The 13,212-nt window shown below is 50.8% G+C and carries 13 protein-coding genes; 7 read left to right on the top strand and 6 right to left on the bottom strand.

Annotated elements, in window-relative coordinates:
* Window positions 1-36 precede the first annotated feature (36 nt).
* The 5 genes from T458_RS55995 to T458_RS36805 form a co-directional block, all read right to left on the bottom strand.
* Window positions 37-1,164 (bottom strand): phosphotransferase, encoded by a 1,128-nt coding sequence (locus tag T458_RS55995; RefSeq protein WP_023556041.1) that lies wholly within the window; start codon window positions 1,162-1,164, stop codon window positions 37-39.
* Window positions 1,165-1,290: 126 nt separating this feature from the next.
* Window positions 1,291-3,645, bottom strand: a complete 2,355-nt coding sequence (gene helD, locus T458_RS36820) for an RNA polymerase recycling motor HelD (protein WP_023556040.1) — start codon at window positions 3,643-3,645, stop codon at window positions 1,291-1,293.
* A gap of 238 nt (window positions 3,646-3,883) precedes the next feature.
* Window positions 3,884-4,504 carry a DUF6143 family protein gene (locus T458_RS36815; protein ID WP_023556039.1) on the bottom strand — a complete coding sequence of 207 codons (621 nt, stop codon included), beginning with the start codon at window positions 4,502-4,504 and terminating at the stop codon, window positions 3,884-3,886.
* A gap of 77 nt (window positions 4,505-4,581) precedes the next feature.
* A complete protein-coding gene (locus T458_RS36810) occupies window positions 4,582-5,259 on the bottom strand; it encodes an arylamine N-acetyltransferase family protein (protein WP_144083817.1) in 678 nt (225 codons plus the stop codon).
* A 252-nt stretch (window positions 5,260-5,511) separates the two neighbouring features.
* Entirely contained in the window at window positions 5,512-5,886 is a 375-nt protein-coding gene (locus T458_RS36805) for a DUF423 domain-containing protein (protein WP_023556038.1), read from the bottom strand.
* 219 nt (window positions 5,887-6,105) lie between these two features.
* Here T458_RS36805 and T458_RS36800 point away from each other — a divergent pair, with 219 nt between their 5' ends.
* The 3 genes from T458_RS36800 (at window position 6,106) to T458_RS36790 (ending at window position 7,639) form a co-directional block, all read left to right on the top strand.
* Window positions 6,106-6,288 (top strand): hypothetical protein, encoded by a 183-nt coding sequence (locus T458_RS36800; RefSeq protein ID WP_023556037.1) that lies wholly within the window; start codon window positions 6,106-6,108, stop codon window positions 6,286-6,288.
* Window positions 6,289-6,470: 182 nt separating this feature from the next.
* Window positions 6,471-7,319, top strand: coding sequence for an SDR family NAD(P)-dependent oxidoreductase (locus T458_RS36795; protein ID WP_023556036.1), 849 nt, complete (start codon window positions 6,471-6,473; stop codon window positions 7,317-7,319).
* Window positions 7,320-7,321: 2 nt separating this feature from the next.
* Complete coding sequence (locus tag T458_RS36790) at window positions 7,322-7,639, top strand: AMP-binding protein (RefSeq protein WP_023556035.1); 318 nt, start codon at window positions 7,322-7,324, stop codon at window positions 7,637-7,639.
* 1 nt (window position 7,640) lies between these two features.
* Here the strand turns inward: T458_RS36790 and T458_RS36785 are convergent.
* A protein-coding gene (locus T458_RS36785; protein WP_144083815.1) for an IS3 family transposase occupies window positions 7,641-8,791 on the bottom strand; the annotation gives its coding sequence in 2 pieces (ribosomal slippage) (window positions 7,641-8,530 and window positions 8,530-8,791; 1,152 coding nt in all).
* Between the two features lie 94 nt (window positions 8,792-8,885).
* Here T458_RS36785 and T458_RS36775 point away from each other — a divergent pair.
* The 4 genes from T458_RS36775 (at window position 8,886) to T458_RS36760 (ending at window position 13,189) form a co-directional block, all read left to right on the top strand.
* Entirely contained in the window at window positions 8,886-10,145 is a 1,260-nt protein-coding gene (locus tag T458_RS36775) for an AMP-binding protein (RefSeq protein ID WP_023556032.1), read from the top strand.
* 203 nt (window positions 10,146-10,348) lie between these two features.
* Entirely contained in the window at window positions 10,349-10,672 is a 324-nt protein-coding gene (locus tag T458_RS36770) for a YqzG/YhdC family protein (RefSeq protein WP_023556031.1), read from the top strand.
* Window positions 10,673-10,743: 71 nt separating this feature from the next.
* Window positions 10,744-11,637: an acetamidase/formamidase family protein gene (locus T458_RS36765; protein WP_023556030.1), complete on the top strand. Its 894-nt coding sequence runs from the start codon at window positions 10,744-10,746 to the stop codon at window positions 11,635-11,637.
* A 127-nt stretch (window positions 11,638-11,764) separates the two neighbouring features.
* Window positions 11,765-13,189 carry a SpoVR family protein gene (locus tag T458_RS36760; RefSeq protein WP_023556029.1) on the top strand — a complete coding sequence of 475 codons (1,425 nt, stop codon included), beginning with the start codon at window positions 11,765-11,767 and terminating at the stop codon, window positions 13,187-13,189.
* Window positions 13,190-13,212: the final 23 nt, after the last annotated feature.

Below are 13,212 nucleotides of genomic sequence, written 5' to 3'. Positions count from 1 at the left end.
GGTGCCAGGCAAGCAAGCACTCAGACTCCCTTTTTGTTATCCTGCCATATCTTTTGCAATGCGCTGCAGCCGGTTCGCTACCCATTCTACATCATAACCTGCTTCCTGCAGGATCACCGTATTATACAGTTCTTCGAGACCGATCCGAAGCATGTAGCAATGGAGCGTATTCTCGGTTTCGGGTGAATGCGAATACATGGCTTTCAGGTGAGTAAGTAGCGGTTGAAGCTTATCTTCGTTCCAGAACAGTAGATTGGCTATATCATAGAGGTGGTCCCCGTACATGGACAGGCTCCAATCGATCATTCCGGAGATGTGTCCCCGGTCGGCAATGACATTAAATGAACCTAGATCACCATGGATCAACTGCTTTTTGCTTATCGTTACGCTACTTACACCACTTTTCAATTTCCTTATGGCGGTATCGATGATCTCAGCGTCCAGGCCTTTTTTCTCCGCCGCGGACCAGTTGTAGATCTTATCGTTATAAATGGCTTCTACAAAATCGAGCCATGTAGGGTAAGGTGCCTTTCCTGTTTCGTCAAAACGGCCATATCCATCCGAATTGGATACCTCGAGAGATCGAAGGGTAGACAGGATCTGTAGGAAGGAGGGAACGACTTCGGACAGTTCCTGTCTATTCAGGTCAAACACTTTCACTCCCTCGATGAAATCGTATATGGCATAGGGTGGTTGCCGTTCTGGCTCGTAAATCTGGATGACTCGGCGGATGGGGAGTACATGTTGATAGTGGTCATACACCCATTGTTCTTTTCCGAACGCTTCTTTGCGAGGTCCCGTCTTGAACACGTACCGGTTCCCGTTCGCTTCGAAAAAGACGGTCTGAGAGGCTAAACCTCCCGTCAATTCTTTGATTTCGGATGCCGCAGGATAATGGTTGCGAATGATGGCTTCCATCTCATCTCTCGTACGTCTTGGAAACATAGTGAGCTCTCCTTTGAAATAGATTTTTCCTAGCAACAATTCATCCAAGGAGAGACCGTAAATGTGAGCGAGTGCGATGACAGAGTTGATGTCTGGAATATTTTTACCGACTTCCCAATTGGAAAGCGTTTGCCTCGTAATGTTCATTCTGGCGGCGATTTGTTCCTGGGTGAATCCGGCTTTTTGTCTTCTTAGCTTGAGCTTCTCGCCAATGTTCATGTTCATCCTCTCCTTACTGCCATTTTCTCATGTTGTGTGGGGAAATCTAGCAAGGATCTCTTGCTTTCGTTGTATAGAAAAACAGCAGCAGTCTGGGAATTTTCTCTTACCAGACTGCTGCTGTTGTTATGACCCAATCCACTCACAAGCATCAGGCGAAACATCTGCCAAAAACGGACTTACTTCCCCTGAATAAAGAAGATGCAATTCATGCATTGCGCGGGTGCAGGCCGTATAAAACAACTTTCGCTCTCTCTCATGACCGTAGCTCTCACGCGAAGCATCATGGAGAATCACGGCATCGAATTCTACGCCTTTGGCCAGATAGGCGGGGATGACCAGGATCCCGCTCTCGAATGTAATTGTACCGCTGCCGATCAGACGAAGCGCAAGCGAATCGCGAAGCTGCTCGTATGCGGCCTTGGCTTCGGCTGCTGTTTTGGTAATGATGGCAATGGTCTGATGTCCGTTCTCCTGCAGGCTGTGGACCCGGGAGCAGATCCAGTCCTTGCGAGCGGCTTCATCCTGCACGCGAGTGATGCTTGGCTTCAGCCCGTCCCGATTGAACGGCTCAATCCGCTCACCACCGGGGATCAACTGCCGCGTAAACTCCACGATGGGCCGCGTCGAACGGTAGCTTTTGGTCAGCAAGAAGGTCTCCGTCTCTGCGGGCTCGTACAGGGAAGCGACTGCCTCAAAGCTGTCCTGGTCAAACGCGTGGGCATAAATGGCTTGATTCCAGTCGCCCAGCACCGTCATTTTGGCACGGGGGAACAGGCGCTGGATGAGAGCGAATTGAAAAGGAGAGTAGTCCTGCGCCTCGTCGATGAAGACATGGCGGACAAGGTTGTTCGTCTGAAAGCCTTCCAGCCGCTCCTGCAGATAGAGAAAAGCAGGCGTATCCTCATAGGATAGCTGGTTTTGTTCCAGGCGAAGCAGAGTCTGCTCACAGATGGCAGGCCAGTTCCCGCTCCGTTTTCCATCTGGCAAAAGAATCTCGATTTGTTCAGGCTGACTGAACAACTGACGATAGATCCCTGGTGTGTCGATAAACCCTAGCTCGCGGACCATCAAGCGCAACGGTTTGAAAGCGCGTTTGACCAGCTTGGCGGCAAGCAGGTCGCGTTCCCGGTCAAAGTCATCAAATGATTCTTCGTGGAACTGGTTTTTGCGCCGCAGTTGCTGGTATGCCTTGGCGAATTCTTCCTTGTCCAGCAGCTCCAGCTCGTCATCCACCCAGGGCTTTCTGCGCTCGGAACGCTCGCGTTTTTTCAATTCGGTGAGCAGCCATCTGGCGACGAGAACCATCCGATTGGGAATCGGCAGGGAGGTATCCAAGGAATAGAAAAACTCATGAATCTGCCGGGCGTCAATGAGCTTGCGATCCTGGAAAGCGATGTCGCGAAAAATGAGGCCGGACTGCTTGAGGCGTTCTGCGTATTGGTCAATGATGTGCATAAACGCTGCCGATGACTTCCAGCGGATCGCTTCCAGTCTCGTCTCGTATCCCGGCTCCTCCATTGCGCGCAGGACGTACTCCATCTGTTCCAACGGATGCTCCAGGTCAAATTGGGAGCCGAGCCGATGCTCTGCATATTCCTGGAACGTGGTCTGCTGCATGTTTTCCTCGCCCAGCTCGGGGAGGACGGTGGAGACGTAGCTGTTAAAAAGGGCGTTGGGGGAGAACAAGACCACCTGCTCCGCTTGCAGCGTTTTGCGATACCGGTAAAGCAGATAAGCGATGCGCTGCATGGCGGCGGAGGTCTTGCCGCTTCCTGCCGCACCGGAAACTACGACCAGCCTGCTTTTTTCGTTGCGGATGATGCGATTCTGGTCCTTCTGGATCGTCGCGACGATACTCTTCATTTGGGTGTCGGCCTGTTTGCCCAAAACTTCTTGAAGCAGTTCATCCCCGATGGTTACTCCTGTATCGAAGAGATGGAGCAGACGGCCGTCTCGGATTTTGTATTGACGCTTGCAGGTGATTTCTCCGTCCACGCGCCCTGCCGGCGTATCGTAGCTGGCTGGACCTGGCGTATAGTCGTAATAGAGACTGGAGATGGGAGCTCGCCAATCATAGATGAGAAAAGCTTCGTCCTGTTCGTCCAGCAGGGAGGCAATCCCCAGGTAGACAGGTTCTGCTTGCCTTTCACCCTCTTCTAGAAAATCGATGCGGCCAAAGTATGGGTTTTGCTCCAGCCGTCTCAAGATTTTCAATTGCTTCACGGCATGCCGATGAGCACGTTCCCGCTCGGAGAGAACTTCTGCTTGCTGCTTGATGCTGGCATACGTCTCGACAGCTTCTATCGCATCCTCGAAGTTGACGGTCACATCATCCCAAAAATGCTTGCGGATACTGACGATGTCCGTCGTGACATCACTCACCTGCTCCGTCAAATCATGGATTCGCTTGTGGATCACGTCCACGACCTGCTCAACGCGCTGTGCTTCCTCACGCCACTCTTGGTCAGATACGCTCATCGAACCGCTCCTTTATGATTATTTTGGTTCCGCTTGTTTTGTTGACAACCAAATGATTCTGTGCTAAGATAGATAGTGGAAAGACATACTCGAAAATAGAGTGACGAATCTAAAGACCAATTCCCATTGTAACACGGGAGAATTGGCTTTTCAACGTGGGAATATATTCTTTATAAATGAAAGCAGCGGAGTGCGAGGGCACTCCGTTTTTTTTGTGTTTTCGAGCGGACCACCGCATTCACCGAAACAAAGGCTGCTCCCACCAGCCGATCGCAGACAGGACCTGTCCTCCTTCCCGCTCAGCCTGAGGAAATTGGAACATCAGTGCTGTGCCGGGAGCAAGAATCCAGTGGCCGTTTTTCTCCGCGTTGACTGTGGTCATCGGAGGGAGAATGCGTGTAGAGGCGATCACGCCGTCAGCCGGAGGGAAGGCACCACCGGAAGAGTAGAGGATCTGTCCTTGCGAGGTGGGACAGGGGGAGGGCTGCACATAGCCGGACGTAATCTGGGAGGAGGTTTTGGCCCCGGTCACGGCACGCGCCTGTCCGAACCATAGCTGCATTTCCACTGGATGATCCGTGAAGTTGCTGACATACCAATCATTGATATAAAGCTGCATCGTGGAGCGGACGGGATTGACCAATGCGGCATAGCCCTGCGTGCCGCTGATGTCGATCTTCTCCGTCTGCCCCAGATAATATCGGCACTGCATGGACATTGACATGGCATAAGGAACCAGCACGTTGCCCGTGACAGCTTCGGGTGCAGCCTGGGTGGGAAAAGGGAAATATCCCATCTGCATGTACATGTCCGGCATTCCGTAATAGTAGGAGGTATGGGTGTAGGAGGACTTTGCCATCGGTTCCTCTCCTTTAAGGAAATGGTAACTCTACACCATATGGCAAATGTCCCGGGGAGGTGATTCGCCGGGATGACTCAATCCCCAGGGGCGAACACGTCGATCCCTTTATTTTGCAAAATGGCGATTGCCTCCCGCACAGGCAGACGCGGCAAGGCGAATTCCTCTGCGACCATTGTCTCCATTTCGTCAAGAGAGCGGAGCAGGATTTTTTCTTCTGCTCCGTTTTCCTTCATGATTTGCAGCGAGTTGTTCAACAGGGAGAGACTGCGCCCACGATCCAATTGATAGAGCTGGACGCGCAGGCAGCCCATATAGGTAGCATCCGGTTGAAAGGTAAGCGCCACGGATTCAGAAAAGTCTTGAATTTCCTTCGCCTCAGAAGGATCAAAATTCCAGCGGTCGCTGACCAGTTCACCGCGGCGAAAGCGCAGAAAACGAAAACGCTCTGGTTGAACGGGGTCCCGTACGATCCGGACAGACTCGAATCCAAAAGCGATTTCCTGCTCGGCTGCAGAGTGAAGGGCGACAGGTACAAAGATCGGAGCGGCAGCCCCCATGTCGACGTAGACGGGTTCATCATTCGGGAGCAGTCCTCGGATAAGAATCGCCATATGGGTTGGCGACAACGGCATAAGGTGGCCCTGGTAGCCCAAGGCACGCAGCAGAGCAAGCAGACTGCCATTGTTGGCGAAGCAGGTTCCGCCCATGTCGTAACGAACCGCGTTGGCGACGTACTCCTCCGGGGTAGGCACGAGCTTGTCGCTGGATTTTTGCTCAAAAAAAGCAGCTTGCTCACATTTTCATAGGGAAATACCTGCATGTGCGCCCGACAAATCGCTTGCAAGAAAGGAAAATCCGGGTCTTGCGGCTTCAGGCGCATTCGATGCAGATAGGTGATGGCCCATTCAGGCAGTTTTTTCATGGGGATCCTCCTTGTATGTAGGATGAAAAACGCCCGCATCAGCAGTAGCTTTGGACTGATCGCGGGCGTCTCTTAGATGGAGTTAGGAAGCTATTTTCCAGGCGTGGATCACGAGCAAGGCCCAACCGACGATGAACAAGACTCCGCCAATCGGGGTGATGGCACCCAGCACTTTGATGCCTGACATCGCCAATGCATACAGGCTGCCAGAGAAGATCAAGGTACCGACGAGGAAGCTCCAGCCGGCCCATTGGAGGCCACTGGAATCAGGATACCATTTGATCAAAAGCGCGACAATGATCATGGCCAACGCGTGAGTGGTCTGGTAGGTAACACCCGTGTGGAAGATTCCGAGCGAATACTCGTCCAATCGCTCCTTCAACGCATGGGCACCGAACGCTCCCAACGCGACCGATAATAGTCCACTGATACTGCCCAGCATCAGAAACAGTTTCATGAAAGGGACACTCCTTTGAATAAAGCAGGCATTTGTGCCAGCTTGTGAATAGGTCACTGAACTGTTTTCATTGTACCCCAAGATGGAAGCCCTTGCCCAATTGCAAATTCATGAACAACTGTATGTACAACGGTACAAACCCCGTCATCGACCAGTTCATAGTATGAAGCAACGCAGGGAGCATAAATAGCCCTGCTGGCAAGGGAGGTGACAGGAATTATGAACAAACTTCTTTCTCTCGCAGGTGGTCTCTTGGGCGGCTATGGCCTGCTGAAAACGCCGCTGGAAGGTTCCTTCCTCTCCGGGCTCGATCCGGTAGTGGATGCGGTTGGGATCGTCGCAATGCTTGTCTTCTCCGTTGGGCTGATCTACACCGGTGTACGGGATTGGATTCAACGCTGACGGCAGGAGGAATATTTGGTGTCTCCTCGTGAGACGCCTTTTTCTTAGGGGAACAGCCAAGTAACGAGATCTTGTCGTTTTTTGACGGAATGTTAATGTTGAAACAGACAGGCTTATAGGATAATTTGGCGAATGACTCCATGGTATAATCTTTCGGATTCTCACCAAGAGAGGAGTTCATCATGTCTACCTACAGTGTTATCGAGCATCTGCTGTTTCCGCCGACATTTTTCCATAGCCAAAAGCTGCGGCTCGCGCTGGAAGGAAAGACAGTACTCATTACGGGGGCGAGCTCGGGAATTGGTGAGCAGCTATCGTATCTGTTGGCTGATCAGAGGGTTCATCTCATTCTGGTCGCCAGAAGAGAGGACAAGCTCCAGGCCATGAAAAAAGAACTCGAAGCGAGGGGAGCGACCATCAGTCTGTTTGCTGCCGACCTTCGCCAAGATCAGGAGATGGAGGGCTTGCTAGCGTTTCTCCATCAGCTTCCCGATGGTCTTGATCTGGTCGTCAGCAACGCCGGTCACTCCATCAGACGCTCAATCTATGACTCTCTGGACCGCCTGCATGACTTTACCCGGACGATGGCAATCCATTATTTTGCCCCGGTCCGACTGCTTATGTCCGTGCTTCCCCTGCTGGAAAAAAAGCAAGGCCAGATTATCAACATCTCGACCGTCAATGCTTTGCTGCTCCCCTTTCCCCAATGGGCTGCCTATCAAGCATCGAAGGCTGCTTTTGACACCTGGTTTCGCTCAGCTCAGCCGGAGATGAACAACAGGGGGATTGCCACGACCTCGATCTATTTTCCCCTGGTCCGAACGCCCATGATCGAGCCGACGGAAGCGTATCGGACGTTTCCAGCCATGTCTTCTATGCACGCCGCAAGGATTATCGGAAAGGCCATCTACAGCAAAAGGAAACAGTACAAGCCATGGTGGCTGATTTTCGGCCAATTGGCCTCCGTCGTTTTCAGAAGGTGGTTGGAGAAGGGAATTTCAAGGTCTTTACAGAGAGGCAAGGGAAAATAGACGTGCTGAAACTACTCTATATCTTCTATAAAATGAAGCTGCTTTCTCCTTTGACGTTGCTTCGTTTAACGGCCGCCGTCTACCGCTATGGAATCAATTTGATGACGCTGCTGAATTTTTCAGCGAGAACGTACGGGGAAAAGCTGGCGTTAGTGGATGAAGGGGAGAGCCTAACCTATCATCAATTGTATGCGCAAGCCGAACAGCTTTGTGCCGTTTTGCAAACGAGGTATCAGCTTACCCGTGGCAAAAAAGCGGGACTAGCTTGCAGCAACCTGGTCGTAGCCCCGTCAAGTAGACAACTAAAAAAGAGTGATTAACTTAGGCGGCGATCGCTTCTCGATATTCTATCGGGGAGAGGTCGCCAAGTTTTTTCTGAAAGCGTTCATGGTTATAGTAATTGATGTATTCGGCAATCATTTTACGTGCTGCAACTTCGCTATTTGGCTTCTCAAGGTAAAGCTTTTCTGTTTTCAGGTGGGAAAAGAACGACTCTATACAGGCGTTATCAAAGCAGTTCCCACGTCTTGAATGGCTTCCAATGAGTTTTTTCTCCTCGAGAAGATTACTGTACGATTTGGTTGTGTATTGAAATCCTTGATCTGAGTGAAGAATGGCGTCTTTGGCGTCCAACTGCTTTACGGTATCCAATACGAGCTGTAAATCGTTTCGCGTAGATATTTCCCAGGCTACGACTTCGTTGTTACAAAGATCTAAAATAACTGACAAATAGACAAAATCATGTTCAACTCGGACATAAGTAATGTCCGTCACAAATTTCTTCAAAATAGTATCTGCTGTAAATTCACGGTTGAGAACATTCGGGAAGACAACAGATGGTTTCCGCCCCGCAAAGGGGCGTTTCTTACGGATAACCGAGCGAATACCCAGTTCTCGCATGAGCCTACGTACCTTTTTATGGTTAATGTGAAGCCCTTCTTTGCGTAGAGCCGTACGCATACGTTTGTATCCAAAATAAGGTCTCAGCCGATTAATCGCGAGAATGTGTTCTTTTAGATCGGTATCTTGCTCAATCCGAGCTTCACGGTTTCCAACGGTTGTTTTCCACTTGTAGTAACCAGCCCGCGATATTTCGGCGATCTTGCAAAGCATGACGATGGGATACTTCTTCTTCATTTTTTCGATGGTCCTAAACCGGGCTTGCTTATCCAACTTCCCTCCCCATGTAGATTCGGATTGAGCTTTTTTAGGTATTCGACCTGCGCTTTCAAGTAGGTATTTTCCTCTTCTACACTACTAAAATGCTTCTTTGTCCAACGCCCACGATAATCCTCAAACGATTCTCCACTCTGGTACTTACGTACCCAACTGATGATCTGCGCATCGCTTTTAATTCCGAGTTTTTCCCTTATCATTGGGTAGCTCCACTGTTCTTCAACACGTAAGCGAACAGCCTCTTTCTTCGTATCCTCGTCATAGCGATTAAAGGCTTGTCCCTTCTTTGGCGGCATAAAAAATCCCCTCCGGTCAACAATGATGAGTCCATGATACCATGAACTCTTTTTTCACTGTCTACCATGAGGGGATAATACCAACCATGCGTCTTTGATTAAAGCGATCTTTGCTGTTTCGTCGTCGGGAGCGGATGTCTATCTACTTCCTGCAAAGACAAGCGAGGGGCAGTTTCAACGCCTGTTGCAGCAGCATGATTTCGATCTGTTGGTCTGCGATGAGGAACAAAGCCACTGGCTGGGCGAATTTCCGTCTGCGAAGGTGCTGTTAAGCTATCATGAGACATTGCCAGCGATCAACAGTCTTTGCTTTGGAAGTGAGAACGAGAAAACAATATCGCGACGGATGTCAGCGGGAAAGCTGGTTCTATTAACCGGAGGAACGACTGGAAAAGCCAAGGAAGCCAGGCACAAACCTTCGCTCTTTCATTATTTGGACCCGTTTTTCGCTTTTATGACCCGCTTGAACATTTTGCCTTGTCATACGGCGTATATTGCAACGCCGATTTATCACGGGTACGGGGTAGCGGTCTTGCTCCTATTCATGGCCCTGGGGAAAAAGGTCGTTCTTTCGCAGGGGTTCGATCCCGGAAAAGCATGCCGTTTGATTCGCGAACACCAGGTGGAGGTCGTCACTGTCGTACCGCTGATGCTGCATAAAATGCTGAGAACCAATGCGGCCGATTTAAAGTCCCTTGTATGTATTGCCTCGGGAGGAGCGGAGCTGAACCCCAAGCTGGTGAAAGAGACGGCTGAGCAGTTGGGAGCGGTCTTGTACAATCTGTACGGCACGTCGGAAGCGGGCTTGAATATCATCGCGACACCACAGGATCTCTGCTATTCCGCCCGGACAATCGGGCGAAAGATTGAGGGTGTGCGCATCAAAATCGTGGATGAACACAACAAAGAAGTGGCAGTCGGTCAACCCGGCCAATTATGCATCCAAAACAAATGGTCGATGAAGAATCGCTCCAAGGCCTGGATCGAGACCGGGGATGTCGGCTACCGGGATGAAAAGGGCTACTATTTTTTGTGCGGCAGAACGGATAGCATGATTGTTTCAGCAGGTGTGAATCTGTATCCGCTTGAAGTGGAGCAGCTTCTGCTCACTCATCCGCATGTAGAGGATGCCGCCGTGATCGGAGTCCCGGACGATTTGTACGGGCATCGATTGCAAGCCTATATTCTTCTCGAACCGCAAGCAGCAATGACAGCGGAGGAGATGTTCGCTTGGCTGCGTCCAAGGCTGGCACGCTATCAACAGCCAAGAGAGATTCTTATTGTAGATCGTCTGCCTTATACCCATTTGGGGAAGGTAGACAGGAAATTGCTGTTACGAGATGGAATCAAATAGGAAAAAGGAAAGTAGCGGAACGTTCTGGAGGTGTTGATTTGTCTTCATTTGGTATACCGGGTCTGATACTGATCGGTACCCTCATCTTATTGGTTGTGGTCGTCGTGATCATCGTTCAGGCATTATCCAGGAGACTCTAGAAGCTAAATCCGGTTAGATTACCCGCCTTTCGCTTACACTACTTTGTAAAAGGCGGGATTTTCATGCATTCTCTCATGCGTTTGTTTCTGCTTTTTTCCTTGATTTCATTCTCTGCATCCGCATATGCGATAGCTCCAGAGACTCCTCCCTATGCGAAATGGGGAAGAATGGCCGTTCAAGAAACCCAAAAACGCTATCCCAAGGCCGCAATCATTGATTACCTCCACGTTGGGCGGGAGAACTTGCAGACTGATCGGGCGCGGGAGACCTTCAGGCTATGGCTGCGCCAGGACCGTAGAGAGTTCGGCGTAACGGTCATCATCACGTTTGACCCTCGGACAGAGAAAGTGGTTTCGATACAATTCAGAGATGGTCAGGCGCCATAAATCCAAACTCTACTGCAATAATTCCCAGAAGGATAAAAAAAGCGCTTCGCAAATCAGATAGGAGGTATAGCATGCATACCATCGCCAAAGCAAATCACATCTTCTCATTTGCACCCGACCTCAAACCCGTGATGACAGTGGAATCAGGGGCTGAGATCGTGTTTGAGACCTATGACTGCTACCGGGAGCAGTTGACAGAATCATCCAAAAACAAGGTACATGCTCTGCAGGGGTTAAATCCCGCGACGGGGCCAGTTGCCGTCATAGGGGCAATGCCGGGGGATACCTTGAAAATCACTGTGATATCCATTGACCTCGAGGAGACGGGAATCATGTACCTGCGACCAGGGGCAGGAGCGCTGCATAAATATGTGCAGGAGCCTGAGGTGAAAACTTTTCGCGTAGTTGATGGTTTGATTCAGTTTAACGAACGGCATGTTTTTCCGATCAGGAAGATGATCGGCGTCATCGGTGTCGCGCCAAAAACCGAAGATATCCCCACCTATTCCCCTGGTAATCACGGAGGAAATATGGATACGAAGGAAATTACGGAGGGGGCAATCGTCTATCTTCCGGTTTCTGTTGCGGGCGCACAATTGGCCATTGGCGATGTCCATGCATTGATGGGCGACGGAGAAGTAGCTGTTTGTGGACTGGAGATCGGCAGTCGTGTGCGGGTAAAGGTGGAGGTGCTGAAACAGCAGCATTTTCACACCCCGGTTGTGGAGGATTCAACGAATTTCTATGTGATTGCTTCTGCTGCTACTCTCGATGAAGCCTGTCAGTCTGCTGTCGAGAGTATGTTTACCTTTTTACAGGAGCGTTTGCCCGAATACGAGGCCAACGAGATTGTCTGCATCATGGGGCTTCGTGGAGATTTGCGCGTATCACAGATCGTCAACCCGTTGCGGACGGCTAAATTTGTGATGCCAAAGGAAGGGTTTGAAGTTACCTTTGCCAAGTAAGCTTTGAAATCACTGTTTCAAGGCTCAAAAAACATGCAGATGGACCGCACACTTCCCCTAAAACATAGCGTCTTTTGCCGACAACCTCATATACATATAGCAGGTGCCGGAAAGAGGAGGGGACGTCATGACAAATGAAGAACGCAAAGAGCTGGAGCGGTCCATCGACGAGATCACCGAAATTGCCAAAGGATTTGGTCTCGATTTTTACCCGATGCGCTATGAGATTTGCCCGGCTGACATTATTTATACATTCGGGGCGTACGGGATGCCGACCCGATTTTCGCATTGGAGTTTTGGTAAATCCTTCCATCGGATGAAATTGCAATACGACTTGAATTTGAGCAAAATTTACGAACTGGTGATCAACTCCAATCCCTGCTACGCCTTCCTGTTGGACGGCAATACGCTGATCCAGAACAAGCTGATCGTCGCACACGTCCTGGCCCACTGCGACTTTTTCAAGAACAATGTACGCTTCTCCAACACGAACCGCGAAATGGTGGAGAGCATGGCTGCGAGCAGTGAGCGGATTCGTCAGTACGAAATTCAATACGGCAAGGAAGCGGTGGAAAATCTGCTGGATGCTGCCTTGGCGATCCAGGAGCATATCGATCCCAGCTTGTTGCGCCCCAAGCTTCGCTGGAAGCGGGAGTCAGAGGAGCCGGTGAACACCAGCAAGGAACGGCTTAGCCCCTACGATGATCTATGGAATCTGGATCGCAAGGAGAAAAAGGAGCAGGACTCCGCCGCCAAGCCTGCTGCCCGCAAGTTCCCGCCGCAGCCGGAAAAAGACCTCCTGCTGTTCATTATGGAATACAGCACGGTGCTGGAAGACTGGCAGCGCGATGTCCTGACGATTATCCGCGATGAGATGCTGTATTTCTGGCCGCAGCTGGAGACGAAGATCATGAATGAAGGCTGGGCGACTTACTGGCATATGCGCATCCTGCGCGAGATGGACCTGACCGAAGCGGAGACCATTGATTTCGCCAAGCTGCATTCCTCGGTCATCCAACCGTCCACCACGAGCATCAACCCGTATCACCTCGGCCTGAAAATTTTCGAGGATATTGAGGAACGCTGGAACAATCCGACGCAGGAAGAGCAGGAGCGCTTTGGCCGCAAACCGGGAGAGGGACGCGCCAAAATTTTTGAGGTGCGGGAGCTGGAGTCGGACATCAGCTTCATCCGCAACTTCCTGACGCAGGATCTGGTCAACAAACTCGATCTCTACATGTTTGGCAAACAGGGCAACGAGTGGGTCGTGACCGACAAGCAATGGGAGCAGGTGCGCGATGGTTTGGCCGCTACACGCGTCAATGGCGGCTTCCCGTACGTCATGGTGCATGATGGCGACCACCTCCGCTCCGGGGATTTGTATCTGAAGCATCACTACGAGGGGCTGGAGCTGGACGTCAAATACGTGGAAAAAACCTTGCCATATGTGTACGACCTCTGGGGCAGGGGTGTTCATCTCGAGACCGTGATGGAGGATCGGCAGGCGCTGTTCAGTTATGAGGGAAAAAAGGTGAATCGCCGCTTTTTGTAAGCAAACGAGAATCAGGAAGCGTA

Source organism: Brevibacillus panacihumi W25, assembly GCF_000503775.1.
Lineage (GTDB): Bacteria > Bacillota > Bacilli > Brevibacillales > Brevibacillaceae > Brevibacillus > Brevibacillus panacihumi_A.
The sequence above is the reverse complement of the archived record's forward strand: the minus strand, read 5'-3'. Positions and strand labels throughout refer to the sequence as shown.

Excerpts from the sequence above, each read along its gene's own strand:
- T458_RS36815 (WP_023556039.1), bottom strand. The coding sequence starts at position 4,504 with ATGGCAAAGTCCTCCTACACCCATACCTCCTACTATTACGGAATGCCG.
- T458_RS55995 (WP_023556041.1), bottom strand. The coding sequence starts at position 1,164 with ATGAACATTGGCGAGAAGCTCAAGCTAAGAAGACAAAAAGCCGGATTC.
- T458_RS36805 (WP_023556038.1), bottom strand. The coding sequence starts at position 5,886 with ATGAAACTGTTTCTGATGCTGGGCAGTATCAGTGGACTATTATCGGTC.
- T458_RS36800 (WP_023556037.1), top strand. The coding sequence starts at position 6,106 with ATGAACAAACTTCTTTCTCTCGCAGGTGGTCTCTTGGGCGGCTATGGC.
- T458_RS36770 (WP_023556031.1), top strand. The coding sequence starts at position 10,349 with ATGCATTCTCTCATGCGTTTGTTTCTGCTTTTTTCCTTGATTTCATTC.
- T458_RS36795 (WP_023556036.1), top strand. The coding sequence starts at position 6,471 with ATGTCTACCTACAGTGTTATCGAGCATCTGCTGTTTCCGCCGACATTT.
- helD (WP_023556040.1), bottom strand. The coding sequence starts at position 3,645 with ATGAGCGTATCTGACCAAGAGTGGCGTGAGGAAGCACAGCGCGTTGAG.
- T458_RS36760 (WP_023556029.1), top strand. The coding sequence starts at position 11,765 with ATGACAAATGAAGAACGCAAAGAGCTGGAGCGGTCCATCGACGAGATC.
- T458_RS36765 (WP_023556030.1), top strand. The coding sequence starts at position 10,744 with ATGCATACCATCGCCAAAGCAAATCACATCTTCTCATTTGCACCCGAC.